Consider the following 22491-nt stretch of genomic DNA (forward strand, 5'->3'; position numbering starts at 1 on the left):
GGACATATGAAATTCTTAGAGAATATCCCGTCTTACCTGTTTTTCACCGGTAAGGGAGGTGTAGGCAAAACTTCGATTTCCTGCGCAACGGCTATACGTCTGGCTGAACTGGGAAAGCGTGTTCTGCTTGTCAGTACCGACCCGGCTTCCAATGTCGGTCAGGTATTCGATCAGACTATCGGTAACACTATCCAGCCCGTGACTGCTGTGTCTGGTCTTTCGGCTCTGGAGATTGACCCGCAGGACGCCGCCCAGCAATACCGCGCCAGAATCGTTGACCCTATTAAAGGTCTTTTGCCTGATGACGTTGTTAACAGCATCAGTGAACAGCTTTCAGGAGCTTGTACGACAGAGATCGCTGCATTCGACGAGTTTACTGGCTTACTGACTGACGCTTCTCTGCTGACCCGCTTTGATCACATCATTTTTGATACTGCCCCAACTGGCCACACTATTCGCCTTCTTCAGCTTCCCGGAGCCTGGAGCAGCTTCATCGAAAGTAACCCGGATGGTGCTTCCTGTCTTGGTCCAATGGCTGGGCTGGAAAAACAACGCGAGCAATATGCTCATGCGGTTGAGGCATTATCCGATCCTGAACGAACTCGCCTTGTGCTGGTCGCGCGATTGCAAAAATCAACACTGCAGGAAGTCGCTCGTACTCATGACGAATTATCAGCTATTGGCCTTAAAAATCAGTATTTAGTCATTAACGGTGTCCTGCCTGCGAGCGAAGCAGAACGTGATGCACTGGCCGCTGCAATATGGCAACGGGAGCAAGAGGCGCTGGCAAATCTTCCTGCCGGGTTATCTGATTTGCCGACAGACAACTTATACCTGCAGCCGCTGAACATGGTTGGTGTATCCGCATTGAAAGGCCTGCTCAACGAACACGCTGAGATAACATCGCTTCCTGAACAAAGCCCACAGAACAAGCCAGAGAATATGTCGTTGTCTGTCCTGGTTGATGATATCGCCCGCAGTGAACACGGTTTGATTATGCTGATGGGCAAAGGTGGTGTGGGCAAAACCACAATGGCTGCGGCTATCGCCGTCAGTCTGGCGGATAAGGGTTTTGATGTGCATCTCACCACCTCAGATCCTGCTGCACATCTCAGTACAACGCTCAATGGCAGCCTCAAAAATCTGCAGGTCAGCCGAATCAACCCTCACGATGAAACTGAACGCTATCGTCAGCATGTTCTTGAGACGAAAGGCAGGGATCTGGATGAGGCTGGGAAACGGCTGCTCGAAGAGGATTTACGTTCTCCTTGCACAGAAGAGATTGCGGTGTTCCAGGCGTTTTCACGCGTAATTCGTGAAGCTGGCAAACGGTTTGTGGTCATGGATACGGCACCTACCGGGCATACGCTATTACTGCTTGATGCTACCGGGGCTTATCACCGTGAGATTGCCAGGAAGATGGGGGATAAAGGTCATTTTACCACTCCGATGATGCAGCTTCAGGACCAGGAACGTACCAAAGTTTTGCTGGTCACTCTGCCTGAAACCACACCTGTACTGGAAGCGGCAAACCTGCAGTCCGATCTTGAACGTGCGGGGATTCATCCCTGGGGCTGGATTATCAATAACAGCCTTTCGATTGCACAGACGCAATCGCCGCTGCTTTGCCAGCGCGCCCTACAAGAGCGTCCTCAAATCGAGGTTGTGAAAAACCAGCATGCAAGCCGCATAGCGTTAGTACCGGTAATGGCTGCAGAGCCCACTGGCATCGAGAAACTCAGAGAGCTGGTTGTTTAATTTTTTTTGTATATACAGGGCGGCAAAGCCGTCCTGTCTGGAGGATTTATGTTACTGGCAGGCGCTATTTTTGTCCTGACCATCGTTTTGGTTATCTGGCAACCGAAGGGATTAGGGATCGGCTGGAGTGCGACGCTGGGCGCGGTACTGGCGCTGATCTCTGGCGTAGTCCATTTTGGTGATATCCCTGTAGTGTGGAATATTGTCTGGAATGCGACGGCGACCTTTATTGCCGTGATTATTATCAGCCTTCTGCTCGATGAATCGGGCTTTTTCGAATGGGCGGCGCTGCACGTTTCACGTTGGGGTAACGGTCGCGGGCGTTTGCTGTTTACCTATATCGTTTTGCTCGGCGCAGCGGTGGCGGCACTGTTTGCCAACGATGGTGCGGCATTGATTCTGACGCCAATTGTTATCGCCATGCTGCTTGCATTAGGTTTCAGCAAAGGCACTACGCTGGCATTTGTCATGGCCGCCGGGTTTATTGCCGATACGGCCAGTCTGCCGCTTATCGTGTCCAACCTGGTTAACATCGTTTCTGCAGACTTCTTTGGGCTGGGTTTCACTGAGTATGCGTCGGTAATGGTGCCGGTGGATATCGCAGCCATTATCGCCACGCTGGTGATGCTGCATCTGTTCTTCCGCAAAGATATTCCGCCAACTTACGACCTGGCTCTCCTGAAAGCACCGGCAAAAGCGATTAAAGATCTGGCAACCTTCAGAACCGGCTGGATAGTGTTGATCCTTCTTCTGGTTGGCTTTTTCGTCCTTGAGCCGTTGGGTATCCCGGTCAGTGCGATTGCTGCTGTAGGGGCTGTCATTCTGTTTGCGGTGGCGAAGCGAGGCCATGCCATTAACACTGGCAAAGTGCTTCGCGGTGCGCCATGGCAGATCGTCATATTCTCTCTGGGAATGTATCTGGTGGTCTATGGTCTGCGTAATGCCGGACTAACAGAATACCTCTCCGGTGTGTTGAACGTGCTGGCAGATAAAGGACTTTGGGCCGCGACGTTTGGTACTGGCTTCCTGACGGCTTTCCTCTCTTCCATCATGAACAATATGCCTACCGTGCTGGTTGGTGCTCTCTCTATTGATGGCAGCACTGCAACAGGCGTTATCAAAGAGGCGATGATTTTTGCCAACGTGATTGGCTGCGATCTTGGACCGAAAATTACACCTATTGGTAGCCTGGCAACGTTGCTCTGGCTGCATGTCCTTTCACAGAAGAACATGACCATCACATGGGGATACTATTTCCGCACCGGGATCGTCATGACTCTGCCTGTGCTGTTTGTAACGCTGGCCGCGCTGGCGCTACGTCTCTCTTTCACTTTGTAATGAGATACTGATATGAGCAACATCACCATTTATCACAACCCAGCCTGCGGCACGTCGCGTAATACGCTGGAGATGATCCGCAACAGCGGTATCGAGCCGACCGTTATTCTTTACCTTGAGACTCCACCTTCACGCGATGAGCTGCTCAAACTCATTGCGGATATGGGCATTTCCGTCCGGGCTTTGCTGCGTAAGAACGTCGAGCCGTATGAGGAACTGGGTCTTGCAGAAGATAAATTTACTGACGACCAGCTCATCGACTTTATGCTACAGCATCCGATTCTGATCAACCGTCCGATCGTAGTGACGCCACTGGGAACTAAACTTTGCCGTCCTTCAGAGGTTGTTCTCGATATCCTTCCAGATGCCCAGAAAGCGGCTTTCACCAAGGAAGACGGTGAAAAAGTCGTTGATGATTCAGGTAAAAGACTGAAATAAAGACGAAGGGGGCATTTGCCCCCTTCATTATTACTTCGCCATTTCTTCCAGCAGGTCAATACCAACCGGCTCTTCGCTCTGTAGCGCTGTTAATGCAATACGCTTTGCATACTGCTCTTCCACATCAGAGATGAGAGGCAGCTCGCGGTTCGCCCTGATCTTCAGGAAAGGCGAAGACGGTTGAGCAGCTGCCAGGCTGTTATTAACGACCCATGCCCACGGCTCGATGCCAGCTCGGCGTAGATCCTGCTGCAGGTTAGCGGCTTCCAGTACAGGTGTCGTTTCGGCAAGCGTCACGATAATCACCTTCGTCTTCTCCGGGTCTGCTGCTTTTTCGCTATCACCTGTCTTCGATGTCAGAAAGCGAGAGAATTCGGCTTCATGCTGTCGCCAGAACACACTCATGCAATTGTTGAATGCCTTTACATCACTCATGTTCGTCCTCAAATTTTGCTCAGATTAACCCGGCTCTCATCTTCCAGAATTTTATAAACAGTGGAACGGGCAATACTGAGCCGGCGGGCAATATCTGTTGCACCAGTTCCCTGCTGATGAAGTGCCAGTACACTATTTCTGTCGATGATGCGCTTTCGGCCAAACCGGATACCTTTCAGCCTGGCCTCCTGCCGTCCTTCGTTCGTACGCTCCAGAATCCTCCTGCGTTCGGCCTGGGCTACAGCTGAAAGAATGGTCACAACCATTTTCCCCATTTCACCGTCGGTGCTGATCCCGTCGTCTATGAATCGGACCGCGACTCCCTGAGCGTCGAATTCTTTTATCAGTTGGATCATATCGGCAGTGTCGCGGCCAAGCCGGTCGAGTTTCTTCACCAGGATGACGTCACCTTCCTCCACCTTCATTCGCAGCAGATCCAGTCCTTTCCTGTCGGTAGAACTGCCGGATGCTTTGTCGGTAAATATGCGACTGGCTTTCACCCCCGCCTCTTTAAGCCCCTTGATCTGAATATCGAGGGACTGCTGGCTTGTTGATACCCGTGCGTAACCAAAAAGTCGCATAAAAATGTATCCTAAATCAAATATCGGACAGTGGGTGTCTGTTATAACAAAAAATCGATTTAATAGACACCTAGACAACACCATTTTAGTGTGTCCGAGAATTTATAATATTTCGGACGGTTGCGAAATTGTTAATTCATGACCATCAGGCAGGGAGGCCGGTATGCCCGTCGATTTTCTGACCACTGAGCAGGAACTGAATTATGGTCGCTATGTTGCAGAACCCAATGACGTGCAGCTGGCGCGCTATTTTCATCTTGATGAGCGGGATCTTGCCTTCATTAACCAGCGGCGGGGAAGGCATAACCGGCTGGGAATTGCGCTTCAGCTCACCACCGCCCGTTTTCTGGGCACCTTTCTGACAGACTTAACCCGGGTTCTGCCAGGTGTTCAGCAATTTGTCGCGGTGCAGCTTAATATTCGCCGTCCAGAAGTCCTTACCCGCTACGCAGAACGGGTTACCACCCTCAGAGAGCATACTGCGCTGATTAAGGAATATTACGGTTACCATGAATTTGGCGATTTCCCCTGGTCTTTCCGCCTGAAGCGCCTGCTGTACACCCGCGCATGGCTCAGTAATGAGCGACCCGGCCTTATGTTTGATTTTGCCACCGCGTGGCTGCTTCAGAATAAGGTCCTGCTGCCCGGAGCAACCACACTTGTACGTCTCGTCAGTGAAATACGCGAACGGGCAAATCAGCGGCTGTGGAAGAAACTGGCCGCGTTGCCGGACAGCTGGCAGACCGCCCGCGTGACGGAGCTTCTGGACATTCCTGAGGGGCAGCGTACTTCACCGCTGGAGCAACTGAAAAAGGGACCGGTCACCGTCAGCGGCCCGGCATTTACCGAAGCGCTGGAGCGGTATATCCGGCTGCGAAACCTGGAATTTTCCCGACTGAATTTTACCGGTCTGCCTGCTATACAACTGCGTAATTTGGCCCGTTACGCAGGCATGGCGTCGGTAAAATATATCGCGCGAATGCCACAGCAGAGAAAACTGGCCGTACTCACAGCATTCGTTAAAGCGCAGGAGACTGCGGCGCTGGATGAGGCCATTGATGTGCTCGATATGCTGATACTGGATATCACTCGTGCGGCGAAGAAAACGGGGCAGAAAAAACGGCTCAGGACGCTTAAAGATCTTGATCGTGCTGCGCTAATATTGGCGCGGGCATGTTCATTGTTGCTGGATGAACAGGCTGACGATGCTGAACTGAGGGAGACCATATTCAACAGCATACCGAAAAGCAGGCTGGCAGAATCCGTCTGCAAGGTAAATGAGCTGGCCCGGCCTCAGAACAACAATTTCCATGACGAAATGGTGGAGCAGTACGGGCGGGTAAAGCGCTTTCTTCCGGCGGTATTGCGCGACCTGCATTTCCAGGCAGCGCCAGCCGGAGAACATACGTTGTCCGCCATTCATTATCTGACCGAACTGAACTGCTCGAAAAAGCGCATCCTGGACAATGCGCCTGAACATATTATTACCGGCCCCTGGAAACGCCTGGTATACGATGCGGAGGGCCGGATACAGCGTGCCGGTTACTCGCTTTGTCTGCTGGAGCGCCTTCAGGATGCACTACGTCGAAGGGACATCTGGCTCGAAAACAGCGATCGCTGGGGAAATCCCCGCGAGAAGCTGTTGCAGGGGGAAGAATGGCAGGCTCAGCGGGTCCCCGTTTGCCGGGCGCTGGGACATCCCACTGATGGACATAAAGGCGTGCAACAGTTGGCGGTCCAGCTAGATGAAACCTGGAAAACCGTCGCATCCCGCTTTGAAGGAAATGCGGAGGTTCATATTTGCCATGACGGTAAACATCCTTCCCTGACTATCAGCAGCCTGGAGAAACTGGAGGAGCCAACATCGTTGCATCGTCTCAACAGTCGGGTAAGGCTGCTACTCCCGCCAGTAGATTTGACGGAACTGTTGCTTGAAATAGATGCCAGAACGGGATTTACACGTGAGTTTACGCATGTCAGTGAATCCGGGGCCCGGGCACAGGATCTGCACATCAGCCTGTGCGCGGTCCTGATGGCAGAGGCCTGCAATATCGGGCTGGAACCGCTGATAAAGCACAATATACCGGCGCTGACGCGCCACCGGCTTAGCTGGGTAAAACAGAATTACCTCCGGGCAGAAACGCTGGTCAGCGCCAATGCCCGCCTGGTTGATTTTCAGTCCACACTGGAGCTTGCTGGCCGCTGGGGTGGTGGCGAAGTGGCTTCAGCTGATGGCATGCGCTTTGTCACGCCGGTGAAAACCGTCAATTCAGGACCTAACAGAAAATATTTTGGTTCCGGACGTGGCATCACCTGGTACAACTTCGTCTCTGATCAGTACTCTGGATTCCACGGCATCGTTGTCCCCGGCACATTACGAGATTCCATTTTTGTGCTGGAAGGCCTTCTGGAGCAGCAGACAGGGCTGAATCCGGTTGAGATCATGACAGACACAGCCGGTACCAGCGACATTATTTTTGGCCTCTTCTGGCTGCTGGGATACCAGTTTTCCCCCCGGCTTGCCGATGCCGGTGAAGCGGTATTCTGGCGAGTGGATAAATCGGCAAATTACGGTGCACTGGACGAACTGGCACGTGGTTGTGCCGATCTGTCGAAAGCCGAGGATCAGTGGGATGAGATGATGCGAACCGCCGGTTCGCTGAAACTGGGCACCATTCATGCTTCAGAACTCATTCGCTCTTTGCTGAAAAGCTCGCGCCCATCAGGGCTGGCACAGGCGATCATGGAAGTGGGGCGCGTCAACAAGACGCTGTACCTTCTTAATTATATTGATGATGAGGATTATCGTCGGCGGATCCTGACGCAGCTAAACCGGGGGGAAGGCCGCCATGCTGTGGCGAGGGCGATCTGCTACGGGCAGCGCGGTGAGATCAGAAAGCGCTATCGTGAAGGTCAGGAAGATCAGCTGGGGGCACTGGGCCTGGTCACTAACGCAGTGGTACTGTGGAACACACTTTATATGCAGGAAGCCCTGAGCTGGATACGCAGTAATGGAGAAGAAATCGGGGTTGAAGATATCGCCCGGTTGTCCCCACTGATGCACGGGCATATCAATATGCTGGGGCATTATACGTTTACGCTACCGGAGGATATTTTGAAGGGGGAACTGAGAGAACTAAATTTCAATTTAAACAATGAATTAACTTCTTAGCGTACGTTTTCGTTCCATTGGCCCTCAAACCCCGGATCCTGGCACTGCGACGGCGGCTGAATGGAATGATCTGCTTCAAGGCCGGGTTCGACGACCGCGTCGATTGACGCGGTCGTCGGAGGTTGCGAACCGGATCGGCGCGGCACTAACGGCAGCGAAGCCTATTCCGCTGCAGCCCCGGCCGCAGGGCTCACATCGCCGGCCTCATGCCGCTTTGGAAGAACCCAGTCGGGACGGACGAAGTGGCAGGTGTAGCCGCCCGGCCGCTTCTCCAGATAATCCTGGTGATCGGGCTCGGCCTCCCAGAACTCGCCGACCGGCTGGACCTCGGTCACCACTTTGCCATCCCACAGCCCCGAGGCATCCACATCGGCGATCGTATCCTCGGCGACGCGCTTCTGCTCCTCGTCGACATAATAGATGCCCGACCGGTAGGAGAGCCCACGATCATTGCCCTGGCGGTTCAGCGTCGTCGGATCGTGGATCTGGAAGAAGAATTCCAGGATGTGCCGGTAGCTCGTCACTGTCGGGTCGAAGACAATCTCGATCCCCTCGGCATGCGTGCCGTGATTACGATACGTGGCGTTCGGAATATCGCCGCCCGTGTAACCCACACGGGTCGAGATGATGCCGGGCCGCTTGCGGATCAGATCCTGCATGCCCCAGAAACATCCTCCTGCGAGAACAGCGCGCTGATGCATGTTAAGCCTCCTCTACTTGATCGAGATATTCACCGTATCCCTCGGACTCCATCTCGTCGCGCGGGATGAAGCGAAGGGACGCAGAGTTGATGCAGTAGCGCAGACCGCCGCGGTCGGAAGGACCGTCCGGGAAAACGTGGCCCAGATGGCTGTCGGCGTGTACCGACCTGACCTCCGTCCGGACCATGCCGTGTGCACTGTCCCGCACCTCGTTCACGTTTGCCGGAACGATCGGCTTGGTGAAGCTGGGCCAGCCAGTACCCGAATCGAACTTGTCCGTTGAAGCGAACAGCGGCTCTCCCGACACTATGTCGACGTAGATGCCAGGCTCCTTGTTGTCGTTGTGCTCACCCGTGAAGGGCCTTTCGGTCCCCGAATCCTGGGTAATCCGGCGTTGCTCGGGGGTCAGGCGGTCAACTGCTGCCTGTGACTTCTCAAACTTCATGATAGTCTCCAATAATTAATCTAAATAGATGCGCGGAATAGTAGATCACTGAAAGGGAACTCAGCCCGGATTGTGCGATCTGATCAATCGCCAAACCAACCAAAACCACCAACCGGACTGAGCGATGCCGATCATAGCACCAATACCCCGTGGCGAACGACGCCTGATGCAGAAAGCTATTCATAAAACGCGCGATAAAAATCATGCCCGCAGACTCACGGCCATGCTGATGCTTCATCGGGGTGAACGGGTCAGCGATGTTGCCAGAACTCTCTGTTGTGCTCGTTCATCCGTTGGTCGCTGGATTAACTGGTTTACGCACTCAGGTATTGAAGGCCTGAAATCCTTACCCGCAGGGCGCTCCCGACGCTGGCCTTTTGAACATATCTGCACCCTGTTACGTGAGCTGATAAAGCATTCTCCCGGCGATTTTGGTTATCAACGTTCACGCTGGAGCACCGAATTACTGGCAATAAAAATCAATGAGATAACCGGTTGCCAGTTACATGCAGGAACCGTTCGCCGCTGGTTGCCATCTGCGGGGCTTGTATGGCGCAGGGCCGCGCCAACTCTGCGTATCCGTGACCCACATAAAGATGAAAAGATGGCGGTAATCCACAAAGCGCTGGATGAATGCAGCGCAGAGCATCCGGTATTTTATGAAGATGAAGTGGATATCCACCTTAATCCTAAAATCGGTGCGGACTGGCAGTTGCGCGGACAGCAGAAACGGGTAGTGACGCCGGGGCAGAACGAAAAATACTATCTGGCCGGCGCACTGCACAGTGGCACGGGTAAAGTCAGCTACGTGGGCGGCAACAGCAAAAGTTCAGCGCTGTTTATCGCTCTGCTGAAGCACCTGAAAGCCACTTACCGGCGGGCGAAAACAATCACGCTGATCGTTGATAACTACATTATCCATAAAAGCCGCGAAACACAGCGCTGGTTGAAAGCAAATCCCAAGTTCAGGGTAATTTACCAGCCGGTTTACTCGCCGTGGGTGAATCATGTGGAACGGCTATGGCAGGCACTTCATGACACGATAACCCGTAATCATCAGTGCCGCTCAATGTGGCAGTTACTGAAAAAGGTCCGCCATTTTATGGAAACCGCCAGCCCATTCCCCGGAGGAAAACATGGTCAGGCAAAAGTGTAGCGGTATTAGGCGCAGCTATTTAGAGAGCTCGACACACTGTCATTTATCTTTGCAGTCATTGCGCCGACTATCGCAGTGCGCCCCAGATTTATCCAATACGCTGCGCGTATAGTTTCCATAGCGCCGAAGCTCTTCACGTCGTGATTCAGTTCCACTCATACCGGGCTGCCAGCTGCGCGATGTTCCGTATCTCGACCGTTGCCGTGGAGCCGGATACTGTCGCGATCACGACTTCGCGCTCCAAGACAAATCCGTCGATCGGCCGAGTGACGAGGCCTTGCACGGTCGGCGATCGTTCCGGAAGAATGCATATGGCGTGGCCGTCAGCGACGACCCGTTGCACCCAGTCCTCGCGATCTGATCGAAAGCGAGGTCGCATGAGCAAGTCCCGTCGCGCGAAGTGATCGAGGATCCGATCGCGAAACTCGCATTTCAGGCGATCGACGAAAGGAAACTCGAGCAGGTCTTCGCCGCGCACGATCTCGTTGGCAGCCAAGGGATGGTTTGCAGAACAGCCGAGCACGAAGCGCTCCCGAAATAGAGGATGCACATCCAGCTTGCGTTCCGGTCTTGTTTCACGCGGCATGATGCACGCGTGGTATTTTCCTGAAAGCACCTCCGATGTGTCCTCGTTCGACTGGAGCGAGTGCAGCTTGATTTCGATGGATGGCATCTCCGCCAATGCGCTCTCGAAGAATGCCGTAAATTCCTTTGGTCCGACGGTGGGCGCGACGGCGACATCCAGCACGCGGTGCCCCCCCATCGCCCAGTGCTCCGAGTGATTGCGAACGCTCTTCATCGCGACCACCATGCGCCGGAATTCTGCCTCGACGTCATGGCCAAGGCCAGTCAGGCGGCTGTTCTTCCCGTCGCGATAGATCAGCGGCCCGCCAAGCTCATCTTCCAAGCGGCGGATCGCGCGGGTCAGACTTGGCTGTGACACACCGCTCAAGCGAGCGGCCGCTGTGAAATTCAGCGTCTCGGCCAAGTTGATGAAATAGCTGACTTGATTGAGTTCCATAGTCCTTTGGCCCACGCGCCTGACTGATACCTCTTCCGTGAGACCGCCTTTGGAAAGCAGGTCGCAGAAGTATGCTTGGCGCATATAATCATGGTATAGGGGCTTGTCTATATGCGCCAGACATATAAATGATAGCCTGAGATGACGATTACCGGTTGGCGGTGCGCTCCGCTCAGCTCCGTCGAAGGTTCTGAGAGCGCAACCGCCAAGCCGCGTGCTGGAGGTTTGATGGACATGGCAGGAAGATCATTTACGTTTGTCAGTGGGGCTGGCTCTCCGCTGTCCGGGCACCTCGAACCGCCGGAAGGGACGCCGCGGGGCTGGGCGATCTTCGCCCACTGCTTCACGTGCGGGAAAGACAGTCGCGCCGCTGTTCACATCTCGCGCGCGCTGTCGCGTGCGGGCATCGGGGTCTTGAGGTTCGATTTCGCCGGGACCGGGATCGGCGGTGGGACGGGAGAACCTGTGAACTTCGCGTCGGACGTCGAGGACCTTCGGGCCGCCGCAAATGCGATGGCGGCGGCGGGCATGTCACCGTCCCTCCTCGTCGGGCACAGCCTGGGTGGCACCGCTGCGATCGTAGCCGCCGCCGACATGCCTGATATTGCGGCGGTAGCGACGATTGGTGCGCCGGCCGACCTTCAGCATATCTTGCGCCTCTTCGGACCGAATGATCTGGACACCATCGCGAGCGAGGGCGAGGCCTCGGTGGAGATTGCCGGTAGGCCCTTCCTCATTCGCCGAGGGTTCCTTGAGGCGGTTGAGGGGATCGACGTCGAGAAGGCCATTGCCTCCCTGCGACGGCCGGTGCTGGTCATGCACTCTCCGCTGGATCAGGTGGTCGGCATCGACCACGCGTCGCGCATCTTCGTCGCGTCCAGGCACCCTAAAAGCTTCATCTCGCTCGACAACGCGGATCACCTTCTCACCGACGTCGCGGACGCGAACTACGCCGCGGCCATGGTGGCGGTTTGGGCGAGCCGCTTTCTCCCACCACTCAGCGCGGATCTTCCGCAGGTCGAGGTTGCGGAGGGCGTCGTCTCCACCGAAACTCTTGCAGGGACGTTCCAGCTCAAGGTCCGCAGCGGCGAGCACACTCTGTTCGCCGACGAGCCAGCATCGGTCGGTGGCCTCGGGACCGGACTATCTCCCTACGAACTCGTATCTGCCGGCCTCGCAGCCTGCACGGTGATGACGATGCGTCTCTATGCGAACCGCAAGGGCTTTCCGCTCGAACGGGCGAGCACGACCGTGCAGCACGAGAAGGTGCCGGACATGATGCCACCCGACCGGTTCACCCGCACCATTGTCCTCGATGGGCCGCTGAGTGATGATCAGCGCGCTCGGATCCTCGCGATCGCTGATCGGTGTCCCGTCGATCTGAGTCTCATCCGGGGTTCGGACGTGCAGACCGAGCTCTTGAGCGCCAGTCAGGCTGCGGATCCCGCGAGGCTGGCTTGACCGTGGCGCACACGGAGGAGGGCGAACGGACTGTGAGCCAATCGCCTACCGGCAATAGGGCGGCCGCGACAGAGCGAGCAATTCTCGCAGGCGGCTGCTTCTGGGGCATGGAGGATTTGCTGCGCCGAGCCAGGGGAGTCATTTCGACGCGTGTCGGTTACACAGGCGGAGAAATGCCTGATCCGACCTACGCGAGACATTACGGCCATGCGGAAGCAGTGGAAGTGACCTTCGACCCTTCCGTTCTCGCCTATCGCTCGCTCTTGGAACTCTTCTTCCAGATACATGACCCCACGACCTACGAGCAACAAGGCAGCGATGTCGGTCCGAGCTATCGATCGGCGATTTTCTACACCACCGAAGTGCAGAAGGAAGTCGCCCTCACAACCATCGCGGAAATCGAGGCATCAGGAAGCTGGCCAGGCCCGGTCGTGTCGGAGATCAACCCAGAAGAACCCTTTTGGGAGGCGGAGCCAGAGCACCAAGAATACCTGGTGCGCTATCCTGGGGGCTATAGCTGCCACTTCGTGCGCCCGACCTGGCGGTTGGACCGCTCAGACGAACGCCCAGCTGTAATACTTGACAGAAAGAGTTGATGATGACCGAAACCGTGACTAATCAGGCCGCCTGGCAGAAAGCGCCGGGGCAGCCACTGAGGATCGGTGTCACCGCTCTGCCGCATCTGGCGGCGAACGAGATATTGATCCGCAACGCGGCCATCGCGATCAACCCACTCGACTGGATTCTGCAGGACGTCGCGCTTTTGCCATGGCTCGACTATCCCGCGATTCTCGGCAGCGACGTCTCCGGTGAGGTCGCGGCGGTCGGTGGCGCGGTCGAGCGGTTCAAGGTCGGCGATCGAGTCATCGGACAGGCGGTCGGGACAACCGTAAATCAACCTGCGCAGGGTGCGTTCCAGCACCACACGATCGTGCTGGACCACATGGCGGCGCCGATCCCCAACAACATTGCCTTCGCTGATGCGGCAGTCCTCCCGCTTGGCCTTGGCACCGCCGCAAGCGGGCTCTACGGACGGACACAGTTGGCTCTCGCGCCACCGTTACACTCGCCGACCGCGCGTCCAGAGGTCGTTCTGGTCTGGGGTGGATCGTCGAGCGTTGGCTGCAACGCCATCCAGCTCGCGGTGGCGTCGGGCTACAGGTGCGTCGCCACCGCTTCGGCGCGCAACGTCGGCCTGTTGAAGGAGCTGGGTGCAAGCGAGGTTCTTGACCACTCGAGTCCAGCCATCGTGGAAGACGTGATTGAGGCAATGCGCGGGCGCAGTCTCGCTGGAACGCTTCACGCGACCGGTCACATGAAAGACTGTTTTGCCGTAGTTGCGAGATGCGAGGGCTCGCGCCGGGTGGCAGCGACGCTGGCCCCGCCCGACGAGCGTTCATTTGGAGTCGAGGCGACGCACATCTCCGGGACGAGCCTCAAGGATGACGAGGTTGGTCCAATGATCTACCGCGAATTCCTGCCGCAGGCTCTCGCGGCGCGCACGTTCGTCCCCGCCCCTCCGGCGAAGATCGTGGGCCAGGGCCTTGAAATGCTCCAGGCTGCCTTGGAAGCCCTGAAGGCGGGTGTATCCGCAGCGAAAATCGTCGTTACCCTGCCTTGAGTGACCAGCCAGGCGGTTTTTCGCGTTCGCAGTCTGAGGTGGCCCGCACTTTGCCGATTGGGAAGCTCTACCGGGAAAACGCGTTTGGGACGCGCGCTGCGCTCCTGCCGGAGCATGCGTTCCCGAAACCTGTTCCCGACTGCTTTTCCCCGAAACTACCTATCGGACATAGAGAAATGGGAATGCAGCGAGTGGTTTGAACGGCCGCTTCCGAAACCGCGTTCCGATCAATTGAGCGGCTAAAAGTGGGGCGATCACCGACATATTAGAATGAGACCGCCATGCCCGATCGGCCGGCTTGACGCGTAGCCAAAAGAATGCGGCTGATGGTAGGCTCGCTGACATTATGAAGCCCCGCCATCTGAGCAGCGTTGAGCTGCCGCAATTGCGAGTCTCCTACGCGTCGTCGTTCTTCTCGCGGTCCACACCTCGCTCATGCAATTCGGCATCGACGGGGCAGTTCGTGCAGCCCTCGTAGCAGCACAAGCGGCAGATGCGGTATGACTGCTCGAGGTTTTCCAAGCGATTTCGGAGAACGCGTTCAGCGATGTCCGATAAGGTTTTCAGTTCGTCTGGATTAAGGATCGATAGCCCTTCGGCAATCACTTGATCGCGCGAGGCCAGGACCTCGTCGCTCGCGACCTTGCCAGTTGGAGTAAGATAGAGGGATCGCGCGCGCCCGTCTGTCGAATGCTCCCTACGCTCGATCAATCCCTCGCTTACCAATCTATCCACCAGGCGAACAGTTCCAGCATGTGAAAGGCCCACCCCGATCGCAAGCATACGGATCGAGAGCCCGGGCTTGTGCGCGAGCAACGCCAGCGCTGAGGCGGCGGGTCCAGCTTCCGGCGCCCGCGATGAACTAGCGCGAACGATGTCGTCGCTGATCATGAGTGCGAACGCCCCGAAAATGTTTCGATCTCGAGGTCCATCCATTGCCACATCTATATGTGCGCGGAGCATAGACAGCAAGCCATACCGTGGTCCTCTTCCTCCGCGCGGCTTGTGGAAAATGTCCTGTTTTAGAAGGGTTTCGGAGGATTTCGACTGATCGAGCGCGCCGAAAAAAACGGGTCCGGCTCGTTAAGGCCGCGGAACCGTTGATACCTGGCGGCTATAGGGCAAGCCTTTTCGCTCGGAATCGCCGTAGGTCGCGCCCGAGAATCACTCCGCGTCAGCGCTGTCATCCAGGCCGCGCAGGTGCAGATCAGCGAGACCTAGCTTGCCCCCGGCGTCGCACTTCCATCGTGTCACCGCGCGCGATCACGATTGTATCAATCCCATTGAGGAACAGTCCGTGCTCCACGACGTCGGGGATTGCGGCGAAACGGGCGAAGACCGCGTCGCCATGCAGCTGAGCGCCTCCGGGCTCGATATCGCGACGGAGCATCCATGCCCCGCGGAGGTTCTGCAGGATTTGCACGCCCGCCGTCACGAGAGGACCACAGTCACGAGAGCACAAGCGCCCCTCTGTGGCGGACCGAAGCACGCAGCAGCACGAGGGACGCCGCTAGCAGAACTGCGTCCTTCAGTAGAAACTGCCCTGGTGCAGCCGAAATCGCAGGAAAGCCGCCGGCAGTCTGCTCCGCGACACCTGGAGTGGTGATGAAAAAGGTCAGCGTGATCAGATAGGTCGCTGCTGACATTAGTGCGCCTAGCGCAGAGAAGAGTGGACGAAATGCACCAAGGATCAGAACGAGACCGGTCGATAACTCGATAACGCCGATGAAATAGCTTTGCCCCTGCGTCCCGAACATGCCGAGCCAATTCATGATCGGGCTGTGTTCGATAAACGGGGCGATACCATAGGCCTCGTACGCTGTGAACTTCATCGCGCCGAACCACAGAAATACGATCACGAGAGCCCATCTAAGCAGGCCAAGATCCCTCCGACCGTGCTCGGGGACAAGAAATTCATAACGGTCGAAAATGCTCATCTAAAATTCCTCAACAGTGGTCCCGTGGGAACGTCACGAACGTCGTCTACGTGCTTCGGGCAGGCGTTGCAGTATATGCGCGACGCATATACCATATACTAATAAGCGAGATATGTCGAGCGGCTGGCTCGCGCTTCGCTGCCTCACGAAGCCATCCTCATCGGCGATGCCTTTACCCAGCAAACGCGCGACCTTTGCGGGATTTTGACTTGATGGGGCTGGCGCTCCGGGTGGGCCTATAGCCCGTTGGCAAACGTCCAGCCTGTACGGATGGACGCGGCCCTGGACGAGATAACCATGCCCACCGAAATCGTAGCAGCGATCGGCGAAGGCGCGCTCGCTTATCGAGAGAGCGGCATTCTCTCACTGGCAGATGGCAGAGTATTCTCCGCGTGCCGGCAGTATCGCTATCGCTTGAGCGAGGACAGTGTTGTCGTCGAGTTCGCAGACGGACCTCATATCGGGACGCAGTTCCTCAGCTTGAGTTTCTCGCGGACGGATACCGGGTTGGAAGCGAGTGGCGTCTATGCCTGCGGAGACGACACCTACCATGCAACCTACAGGATTCTGGGGCCGGCGGCCTTTGAAGTGGTCATCATGGTCCAAGGGCCTGCAAAGGCATACGAGCTAGTCAGCCGATATTCCCGGTCGGGATAAATGCTCATGTCAGGAGGGCAAGTCCTCTGTTGCCCTTATCATGGCCGTGAAAGGCAGCGCCGGAATAACTTACCACGCGCTGCAAATCCGAAGACGATTGTCGTCGTCATCAGAAGGTAGGCGACTATCCCACCAGGTGAAAGAGTCGGAACCGCTGCGAGGATCAACCCATCATTCCCGCCGGGTATGAGCGCGATGCCGATACCCATCAATGTGCCGCCGACGACAGATCGCAGAATGCCATTGGCTGTCGGCAGTTGGAGACGCAGATTGCCTTGGCGAAAGGAGGCGGTTAGGGCGCCTGCGATCGAAGAGATCACCGCAGTGAGCGCGACCTCGCCGGCCGGGGACATTCTGAGAGGAAGGGCGCGTTGAATCACGTCTGCGAAGGTCCAGGCCGGCGAGAGTGCATATAGAAGTCCGCCAGTGATACCGAGTCCAATCATCGAAGCGCCGAACGACCAACCCGGCTTTGTTCGCAGAACGCTCTTCGTGGAAACGAAAACGAGTGCCAGCACGAGCACAACTAGGAAGGCTAGGAGAGTAACGAGGCCTGTTGCGCTCGGTTTGGAGATTAAGCTTGGCCATGTTGAATCGTAGCCGAACCTGCCATGGTCGGCAGCCAAGATACCAATCGTTAATCCCAAGGGTAGAGCTAGAAGTCGCATCTCCCCATCCCCAAGCCGCGCCAGCGATCCGAGCAGGCATGTGTCATTAATGAGTGCGCCGAGGCCGAAGGCGATGGCGCCGATGAGCAGGAGGAAATTGATGCTGGTCGAGGGTGCGAGTGTTGCGCCCAGTGTTCCCGTCCAGACTATCGGGACCGCAACCAGGCCTGCCGCTGCCGACGCTGCGAGAAATCCGACGAACATTTTCGGCGGCTGTCTTCTGTGTAACTCATGAGCGGCCACCACTAAACAGGTTCCGCCTTGGTTCGCCGCATATCCGAACCCGAAGGCAAGTACGCATAGAAGAAGTTCGAGCGCAAACGATCCCATTATTTCAAGCCTGCCTGATCATATCGTCAGCCTTCTGATGCGACGTTCCAGCGTGGCGAGCGCCCCGGCTTAGCTTTACCACGGGAAGGCGCGATCCTGCTGTAGCCGCACAGATGGCAAAGGCTGACCGAGCCATCTTTGTCGAAGCCGTTTGCCACAAGGAGCCGCTCCGACAGCATGCCTAGAATGTCGAGGTCATTGGGCGACAGGGGCGAAATACATTCGGAGATCACCTGCTCCCGTGCCTTGAGCAAGGCGTCCGTTATCTTCTTCCCCGAATTGGTGAGGTGAATGAAGCGCGCCCGCCTGTCGGTGATTTGTCTTCGTCGTTCCACCAACTGTTCGCGCTCGAGCCTATCGATCAATCGCACCGTCCCGGCATGAGAAAGCCCGATCGAGGTAGCCAAAACGCTGATCGGCAGTCCGGGCTCCATGCTGAGTAACACCATCACGGCGGTCCCCGGGCCGCTTGGTGAAAACGAGGCCGAGACACTGGCGATGCTGTCTGCAACGGCCAACGCGAGTGCACCTAAATGGTACTTGGCGACCTCAGGCTCCATACCGCAAGAATATATGCTTCGCGCATAGACTTCAAGCGTGTGAAAATGTATGACCGCCGCATGCATCTATGACAGATTCGGACATGGTCATGCTCATTGAGGGGCTCAGCTCGGATTCCACATCTGAGATCAACGGACGTGCTCGTTCCCCAGGCGCTAGCGGGGGTGGGCTCGATGAAAGTGGACGTGCATGGGTGCCGCTCACCGGGCGCAGGCGGTTCGCCGATGAGACCGCCGGTATGATCGGACGGGTCTCATGCCCGACCTGACTCTTGATCTCCGATACCTGAAGTACGCCGTTCAGGTCGCCGAGGCCGGCAGCTTCCGCCGAGCGGCGGAGCGCCTATCGATATCGCAATCCACCGTCAGCCGACGTGTGCAGCTGTTTGAGCGCCAACTTGGCTTTTCTCTCTTCAAGCGTACGCGAGCGGGGGCAGGGCTGACTCCAGAAGGTGAGCGCTTCCTTCAACAAGCGGTGGTGGGAGCGCGCTACCTTCGTAACGCCGCAACGGAGATCCGCTCCGCGCGGAAACTCAAGACCGGGCTCGTGAGGTTTGGAATGCTTGAAGCGTTCCCGGCGTGCCCGATCATCAACATTCTCTCGGCATTCAGAAATAGACATCCGACGATCGAGGTAAAGCTTGAGGAAGGCACTTCAGAAGAAAACACTTTGGGGGTGAAGCGCGGATTACTGGACGCAGCAATCAGCCTGAGTGCGAGCAAGAGCCCTCAGTTCCAAGTTCGACGTCTCTGCGAACCAGATCTGTTCGTGGCATTGTCCCCGCTTCACGAGTTGGCAGCACGGCCACAGCTGTCGTGGGAGGACGTTTGTGACGAAGTCTTCCTCGTTCGCTCGGATGGCGCTGGGCGTGAGCTCGCTGGCATACTCCGGCGCATGGTGGGCGCCGGAGACGGAGCGGTTCAACTCTCGATCCAACAAGTCAGCCGAGAAACCCTGCTGACGATGGTCGAACAGGGCTTCGGCTTGACCATCACCAGCGTGATCTACCGGCCGGATATCGCGTTGATCCCGCTCCCATCGGCGCGGGCGCCGACGGCCGCTATAATTTCTTCCAGTGACAACGACAACCCGACTCTGCCGCTGCTGCTGAAGTGTTTCGACACCCCCTCTAGAGCGGGGACCACGGATTAATCGGCGCTCCCCGGCGTCAACGTTCGCCTGGCTTTGGCGAAGCCACGGTCTGTCGCGATGAACCGTTGTAACATCGGGACGATTAACCGAGCTGGGTCAACAGCGGACTGACCTTGCTCTCGGCCCAATAGGTGGGCGTAGTCAACAAGGTCCTGGTGGAGAGCTGCAGGTAGCTCGACCTGTACCTTAAGCGGCTTGTCGTCCGCGATGGGGCCTAGCTTAAGCTTCGACATCATCACCCTCCATATGGCTCCAGTACCAAGTCTCGCGTCACGAGAACGCGCACGGGAAATCCGGGCCGAATAGTGATCGTGGGCGCGACGTTGAGCTGACGCCTCACAATCTGCTGCCCTGCGTCGTTGATGGTGTCCTGCCCACCGTTCCGGATCGCCTGAACGAGCTGATCGTCGTTGTCGACCGCGAGTTCGGCGCCGACGCTCAGCAGTGTCGACAATCCCGCAGCCTTGGCCAGATCCCACCAATGGTAATCGACGCCATCCTGCAGCCCGGCGAACCCTTCAGCGTCAGCACCAGGCTGGCGCTCGAGAACGATCGAGCGCCCGTTCGGGAAGACGAGCCGAGTCCAGACGAGCAGGACTCGGCTCTGGCCGAACTGCACGTTGTTGTCGTACTGCCCGACCACACGAGTGCCTTGCGGCACAAGCAAGATACGGCCGGTTGGGCTGTCGTAGATGTTTTCGGTGACCTGCGCGGTGATCTGGCCGGGTAGATCGGATCGGATGCCGGTGATCAGCGCCGCGGATATCACTGCTCCCGCCTGAAGGACGTTCGGCGATACTGGCGCAGCGACGCGATCGGGCGCAACCGTCCTGCGATCGGCCGCGGCGTTCAGAAACGCGTTCTGCCGGTCCTGCGCCGAGGGCGTGGCGGGCGGCGGAGCGAGGCCAATGCTCGCCAAATCCGGCACCGGCGCGAGCGCTGGGGCAGCTCCCGCAGCAGCGGGTGTGCCCCGGCTTTCCGATCCGGAGAAGAGACGGCTGGTGCGCGCGGTCTCGATTTCCTGAAGGCGGCGCTGCTCTTCCGGGCTGATGCCGGGATTGGGCGTGGCCGTCCCGGGTGTGGGCACCGGCTGTCCGCGATCCTGGGTACTAAGGATCGGCCGGCCGAGGTCACCGGGAAGAGGGGGACCGAGCTGTGGCACGCCACTGTAATCTCGCGGCAGGCCGGCCAGTCCGTCAGCGGTCGAGCGGTTCTCGGTCGAATAGAGTTCGTCGTTCGGCCGACCGGCGTCGCGGGTCTGAAGCGCGTAGATCAGCGCACCTCCGAGCCCGACGCTGGCGACAAGACCGAGGCCGGCGAGAACCTTCCGCGACAACCGGGTGACGCGGGGCGGTTCGGCCCGCAGCCGCATCGGCGCAGGCCCGACCGGCTCGCCGGTCAGGGGCTGCGCATCGTCGTCCGGCACTTCCTCAATCCGGGGCGGGTTCTCGCTCACGAGGTCGGCCTCCCGTCTGTGCGGACGATCCTGACGCGCTTCTGCTCGCGGCCGGAGCCGAAGCGAAGTTCGGCAGCCGCGAACAGACGATCAACGATCATGTGGTGGCCGCGAACGCGATAGTTCACGAGCTCAGAGGTGTTGCCCTCGGGGCCGACGACGAAGAGTGGCGGCATCTCGCCCTGACCGATGCCGCGCGGAAACTCGATAAAGACCTGGCGTCCGTCGTCGAAGGCGCGCAGCGGCCGCCACGGCGCACGGTCGCCCTCGATCGCATAGCGGAAGTTGACGTTCGCGAGATCGACGCCGCTCGCCACCGGCTGGGCCGCCTGCGCCTCGGCGTTCTGACGGCGCAGCGCAATGAGCTGGTCTTGCGGATACTGCCATGAGACCGACGCCATATAGGTGCGCTCTGTCGAGCGCAGCTCCATGTGATAGGTGCGCATGTTGGTGTTGATGACGAGGTTTGTCATCAGGTCGGCGCGGGTGGGCTTTACTAGGATGTGGATCTGGCGCGTTGCCCCCGATCCGCTCTCGGTGTCGCCGATGATCCAGCGCACTGTGTCGCCGGCGGCCACCGGGCCTGCGCCGACAAGCTGCTCCCCGGGTTGGAGCGCGATGTCGGTGATCTGCCCGACGGCGGTATAGACTTGATAAAGCGCCCCTTGAGTCCACGGGTAGACCTGCATCGAGTTAATGAAGCCGTCGCGCACCGGCTGGACTCGTGCCGCCTCGTTTGCCTGGTTGACGCGAGCGGTCGGATTAGAAGGCTCCGGGGCACGCCGCGTCTCCTCCACACGCTGCAATTGGCCAGGCAGCGGCAGCGGCCGGGGCAGCTCGACCACGGTGACCGGCGCGGGTGGATCGACGGTCTGCACCGCCGGAGCCGCATTGTCGTAGGAAATCTCCGGCGGCGGATTGGTGGTCGCGCAGCCCGCGAGCGCGGTCGCCGCTAGCAGAACGACCGGGAATGCGGCTCTACGGAGAGCCGGGAGTACGTGTGTGTGTGAAGCCGGGTTTCCGGCTTTACGGAAATACGGCTTCATTGCCCAAGCTCCCGTGACCAGTTGATGGCGTTGACGTAGATGCCGAGCGGGTTCGCCCTGAGCCGGTCGGCGTTTCGGGGGATCTGCACGACGATCGTCAGGATCGCGGTCCAGCGCGTGGTCTCGGCGAGCTGGCCATTTTCGTATCGGCGCTCGACCCAGGCGACGCGGAAGCTGTCCGGGGACGCGCGGATGACGCTGGAGACGTCGACAGCGACCTGCTGCCGGCCGACCCGTGTAAAGGGGTCGTTGGAGCGGGCGTAGTCATTGAGCGCCATGGCGCCGCGGTCAGTCGTGAAGTCGTAGGCGCGCAGCCAGGGGTCGTCTCAGAAAACGGAATCTATGGTCACTCCCGTTTTTGCAACACCGATTTTGACGACAAGTTGGCTTGCTTGAATCTATCCGGCGTCTGAATGGGATTTTATTCCCGCGCCTTGATGAGTTCCGCGCCTGATGAACCTCCAGAAAATATACGGCTTCAATGAGCCTTTCCGTTTTACAGGTTCCTCAACAGGCCGGTGGGCCGTTAGTATCATCAATATCAGTATTCGCAAAAC

General features: G+C 57.6%; 22 protein-coding genes and 1 pseudogene. 10 read left to right on the forward strand and 13 right to left on the reverse strand.

The window, feature by feature from the left end; genetic code table 11:
* Window positions 1–6: 6 nt before the first annotated feature.
* Genes arsA through arsC form a run of 3 tightly spaced genes read left to right on the forward strand, consistent with a single transcriptional unit; the run spans window position 7 to window position 3534 of the window.
* Entirely contained in the window at window positions 7–1758 is a 1752-nt protein-coding gene (arsA, locus tag HV237_RS24525; RefSeq protein WP_001556710.1) for an arsenite efflux transporter ATPase subunit ArsA, read from the forward strand.
* 48 nt (window positions 1759–1806) lie between these two features.
* Window positions 1807–3096: an arsenite efflux transporter membrane subunit ArsB gene (arsB, locus tag HV237_RS24530; protein ID WP_000922630.1), complete on the forward strand. Its 1290-nt coding sequence runs from the start codon at window positions 1807–1809 to the stop codon at window positions 3094–3096.
* Between the two features lie 12 nt (window positions 3097–3108).
* On the forward strand, window positions 3109–3534 hold the full coding sequence (gene arsC / locus HV237_RS24535; RefSeq protein ID WP_000065758.1) for a glutaredoxin-dependent arsenate reductase: 426 nt from the start codon (window positions 3109–3111) through the stop codon (window positions 3532–3534).
* A gap of 30 nt (window positions 3535–3564) precedes the next feature.
* Here arsC and HV237_RS24540 read toward each other — a convergent pair whose 3' ends face one another.
* Together HV237_RS24540 and HV237_RS24545 are read right to left on the reverse strand one after the other, a co-directional pair.
* Window positions 3565–3969: an ArsA-related P-loop ATPase gene (locus HV237_RS24540; RefSeq protein ID WP_004118313.1), complete on the reverse strand. Its 405-nt coding sequence runs from the start codon at window positions 3967–3969 to the stop codon at window positions 3565–3567.
* 8 nt (window positions 3970–3977) lie between these two features.
* On the reverse strand, window positions 3978–4550 hold the full coding sequence (locus HV237_RS24545; RefSeq protein WP_001556711.1) for a recombinase family protein: 573 nt from the start codon (window positions 4548–4550) through the stop codon (window positions 3978–3980).
* Between the two features lie 163 nt (window positions 4551–4713).
* Here HV237_RS24545 and HV237_RS24550 point away from each other — a divergent pair, with 163 nt between their 5' ends.
* Complete coding sequence (locus HV237_RS24550; RefSeq protein WP_136374471.1) at window positions 4714–7722, forward strand: Tn3 family transposase; 3009 nt, start codon at window positions 4714–4716, stop codon at window positions 7720–7722.
* A gap of 161 nt (window positions 7723–7883) precedes the next feature.
* Here the strand turns inward: HV237_RS24550 and msrA (HV237_RS24555) are convergent, their stop codons facing one another.
* Complete coding sequence (gene msrA / locus HV237_RS24555) at window positions 7884–8423, reverse strand: peptide-methionine (S)-S-oxide reductase MsrA (protein ID WP_004099036.1); 540 nt, start codon at window positions 8421–8423, stop codon at window positions 7884–7886.
* Window position 8424: 1 nt separating this feature from the next.
* On the reverse strand, window positions 8425–8868 hold the full coding sequence (gene msrB / locus HV237_RS24560; protein ID WP_004099035.1) for a peptide-methionine (R)-S-oxide reductase MsrB: 444 nt from the start codon (window positions 8866–8868) through the stop codon (window positions 8425–8427).
* Between the two features lie 124 nt (window positions 8869–8992).
* Between msrB and HV237_RS24565 the strand changes: the two genes are divergently transcribed.
* Window positions 8993–10024 carry an IS630-like element ISEc33 family transposase gene (locus tag HV237_RS24565; protein ID WP_046092923.1) on the forward strand — a complete coding sequence of 344 codons (1032 nt, stop codon included), beginning with the start codon at window positions 8993–8995 and terminating at the stop codon, window positions 10022–10024.
* Between the two features lie 145 nt (window positions 10025–10169).
* Here HV237_RS24565 and HV237_RS24570 read toward each other — a convergent pair whose 3' ends face one another.
* A complete protein-coding gene (locus HV237_RS24570; RefSeq protein ID WP_011191349.1) occupies window positions 10170–11045 on the reverse strand; it encodes a LysR family transcriptional regulator in 876 nt (291 codons plus the stop codon).
* A 228-nt stretch (window positions 11046–11273) separates the two neighbouring features.
* Between HV237_RS24570 and HV237_RS24575 the strand changes: the two genes are divergently transcribed.
* From HV237_RS24575 to HV237_RS24585, 3 genes are all read left to right on the forward strand, one after another.
* The gene (locus HV237_RS24575) at window positions 11274–12506 is read left to right on the forward strand and encodes a bifunctional alpha/beta hydrolase/OsmC family protein (protein ID WP_004357650.1); all 1233 of its coding nucleotides are present in this window, start codon (window positions 11274–11276) and stop codon (window positions 12504–12506) included.
* A 107-nt stretch (window positions 12507–12613) separates the two neighbouring features.
* Entirely contained in the window at window positions 12614–13102 is a 489-nt protein-coding gene (msrA, locus tag HV237_RS24580) for a peptide-methionine (S)-S-oxide reductase MsrA (RefSeq protein ID WP_045269765.1), read from the forward strand.
* Window positions 13102–14127 (forward strand): zinc-binding alcohol dehydrogenase family protein, encoded by a 1026-nt coding sequence (locus tag HV237_RS24585; protein ID WP_004357654.1) that lies wholly within the window; start codon window positions 13102–13104, stop codon window positions 14125–14127. Before msrA (HV237_RS24580) ends, HV237_RS24585 begins: the two co-directional genes overlap by 1 nt.
* A 396-nt stretch (window positions 14128–14523) precedes the next feature.
* On the opposite strand, the gene HV237_RS24590 is transcribed toward HV237_RS24585, so the two are convergent.
* Together HV237_RS24590 and HV237_RS24600 are read right to left on the reverse strand one after the other, a co-directional pair.
* A complete protein-coding gene (locus tag HV237_RS24590; RefSeq protein WP_004099028.1) occupies window positions 14524–15018 on the reverse strand; it encodes a MarR family winged helix-turn-helix transcriptional regulator in 495 nt (164 codons plus the stop codon).
* 557 nt (window positions 15019–15575) lie between these two features.
* A complete protein-coding gene (locus tag HV237_RS24600; RefSeq protein ID WP_004099027.1) occupies window positions 15576–16064 on the reverse strand; it encodes a DUF417 family protein in 489 nt (162 codons plus the stop codon).
* A 297-nt stretch (window positions 16065–16361) separates the two neighbouring features.
* Here HV237_RS24600 and HV237_RS24605 point away from each other — a divergent pair, with 297 nt between their 5' ends.
* A complete protein-coding gene (locus tag HV237_RS24605; protein ID WP_166479491.1) occupies window positions 16362–16721 on the forward strand; it encodes a DUF6314 family protein in 360 nt (119 codons plus the stop codon).
* A 38-nt stretch (window positions 16722–16759) separates the two neighbouring features.
* Here the strand turns inward: HV237_RS24605 and HV237_RS24610 are convergent, their stop codons facing one another.
* Together HV237_RS24610 and HV237_RS24615 are read right to left on the reverse strand one after the other, a co-directional pair.
* Entirely contained in the window at window positions 16760–17719 is a 960-nt protein-coding gene (locus HV237_RS24610) for a YeeE/YedE thiosulfate transporter family protein (RefSeq protein WP_004099025.1), read from the reverse strand.
* A 26-nt stretch (window positions 17720–17745) separates the two neighbouring features.
* A complete protein-coding gene (locus tag HV237_RS24615; protein ID WP_223296479.1) occupies window positions 17746–18168 on the reverse strand; it encodes a MarR family transcriptional regulator in 423 nt (140 codons plus the stop codon).
* Between the two features lie 367 nt (window positions 18169–18535).
* Here HV237_RS24615 and HV237_RS24620 point away from each other — a divergent pair, with 367 nt between their 5' ends.
* The gene (locus HV237_RS24620) at window positions 18536–19432 is read left to right on the forward strand and encodes a LysR family transcriptional regulator (RefSeq protein ID WP_011191354.1); all 897 of its coding nucleotides are present in this window, start codon (window positions 18536–18538) and stop codon (window positions 19430–19432) included.
* Here HV237_RS24620 and HV237_RS24625 read toward each other — a convergent pair.
* From HV237_RS24625 to trbF, 4 genes and pseudogenes are all read right to left on the reverse strand, one after another.
* Window positions 19429–19665 carry a DUF2274 domain-containing protein gene (locus tag HV237_RS24625; RefSeq protein WP_026227538.1) on the reverse strand — a complete coding sequence of 79 codons (237 nt, stop codon included), beginning with the start codon at window positions 19663–19665 and terminating at the stop codon, window positions 19429–19431. The genes HV237_RS24620 and HV237_RS24625 overlap by 4 nt on opposite strands.
* 2 nt (window positions 19666–19667) lie before the next feature.
* Window positions 19668–20888, reverse strand: a complete 1221-nt coding sequence (locus tag HV237_RS24630; protein ID WP_011191355.1) for a TrbI/VirB10 family protein — start codon at window positions 20886–20888, stop codon at window positions 19668–19670.
* On the reverse strand, window positions 20885–21934 hold the full coding sequence (gene trbG, locus HV237_RS24635; protein ID WP_011191356.1) for a P-type conjugative transfer protein TrbG: 1050 nt from the start codon (window positions 21932–21934) through the stop codon (window positions 20885–20887). The genes HV237_RS24630 and trbG overlap by 4 nt, the downstream gene beginning before the upstream one ends.
* Window positions 21931–22251: pseudogene (trbF, locus tag HV237_RS24640) on the reverse strand (conjugal transfer protein TrbF); the annotation flags it as partial. The gene trbG and the pseudogene trbF, both read right to left, overlap by 4 nt.
* Window positions 22252–22491 lie beyond the last annotated feature (240 nt).

Origin of the sequence: Citrobacter sp. RHBSTW-00570, assembly GCF_013739755.1 — a bacterium.
GTDB classification, from domain to species: domain Bacteria; phylum Pseudomonadota; class Gammaproteobacteria; order Enterobacterales; family Enterobacteriaceae; genus Citrobacter; species Citrobacter braakii.

Bases quoted from the DNA above. Each gene is read 5' to 3' on its own strand.
- arsA (WP_001556710.1), top strand. From the start codon at position 7: ATGAAATTCTTAGAGAATATCCCGTCTTACCTGTTTTTCACCGGTAAG.
- arsB (WP_000922630.1), top strand. From the start codon at position 1,807: ATGTTACTGGCAGGCGCTATTTTTGTCCTGACCATCGTTTTGGTTATC.
- arsC (WP_000065758.1), top strand. From the start codon at position 3,109: ATGAGCAACATCACCATTTATCACAACCCAGCCTGCGGCACGTCGCGT.
- HV237_RS24540 (WP_004118313.1), bottom strand. From the start codon at position 3,969: ATGAGTGATGTAAAGGCATTCAACAATTGCATGAGTGTGTTCTGGCGA.
- HV237_RS24545 (WP_001556711.1), bottom strand. From the start codon at position 4,550: ATGCGACTTTTTGGTTACGCACGGGTATCAACAAGCCAGCAGTCCCTC.
- HV237_RS24550 (WP_136374471.1), top strand. From the start codon at position 4,714: ATGCCCGTCGATTTTCTGACCACTGAGCAGGAACTGAATTATGGTCGC.
- msrA (WP_004099036.1), bottom strand. From the start codon at position 8,423: ATGCATCAGCGCGCTGTTCTCGCAGGAGGATGTTTCTGGGGCATGCAG.
- msrB (WP_004099035.1), bottom strand. From the start codon at position 8,868: ATGAAGTTTGAGAAGTCACAGGCAGCAGTTGACCGCCTGACCCCCGAG.
- HV237_RS24565 (WP_046092923.1), top strand. From the start codon at position 8,993: ATGCCGATCATAGCACCAATACCCCGTGGCGAACGACGCCTGATGCAG.
- HV237_RS24570 (WP_011191349.1), bottom strand. From the start codon at position 11,045: ATGGAACTCAATCAAGTCAGCTATTTCATCAACTTGGCCGAGACGCTG.
- HV237_RS24575 (WP_004357650.1), top strand. From the start codon at position 11,274: ATGGACATGGCAGGAAGATCATTTACGTTTGTCAGTGGGGCTGGCTCT.
- msrA (WP_045269765.1), top strand. From the start codon at position 12,614: ATGGAGGATTTGCTGCGCCGAGCCAGGGGAGTCATTTCGACGCGTGTC.
- HV237_RS24585 (WP_004357654.1), top strand. From the start codon at position 13,102: ATGATGACCGAAACCGTGACTAATCAGGCCGCCTGGCAGAAAGCGCCG.
- HV237_RS24590 (WP_004099028.1), bottom strand. From the start codon at position 15,018: ATGATCAGCGACGACATCGTTCGCGCTAGTTCATCGCGGGCGCCGGAA.
- HV237_RS24600 (WP_004099027.1), bottom strand. From the start codon at position 16,064: ATGAGCATTTTCGACCGTTATGAATTTCTTGTCCCCGAGCACGGTCGG.
- HV237_RS24605 (WP_166479491.1), top strand. From the start codon at position 16,362: ATGCCCACCGAAATCGTAGCAGCGATCGGCGAAGGCGCGCTCGCTTAT.
- HV237_RS24610 (WP_004099025.1), bottom strand. From the start codon at position 17,719: ATGGGATCGTTTGCGCTCGAACTTCTTCTATGCGTACTTGCCTTCGGG.
- HV237_RS24615 (WP_223296479.1), bottom strand. From the start codon at position 18,168: ATGGTGTTACTCAGCATGGAGCCCGGACTGCCGATCAGCGTTTTGGCT.
- HV237_RS24620 (WP_011191354.1), top strand. From the start codon at position 18,536: ATGCCCGACCTGACTCTTGATCTCCGATACCTGAAGTACGCCGTTCAG.
- HV237_RS24625 (WP_026227538.1), bottom strand. From the start codon at position 19,665: ATGTCGAAGCTTAAGCTAGGCCCCATCGCGGACGACAAGCCGCTTAAG.
- trbG (WP_011191356.1), bottom strand. From the start codon at position 21,934: ATGAAGCCGTATTTCCGTAAAGCCGGAAACCCGGCTTCACACACACAC.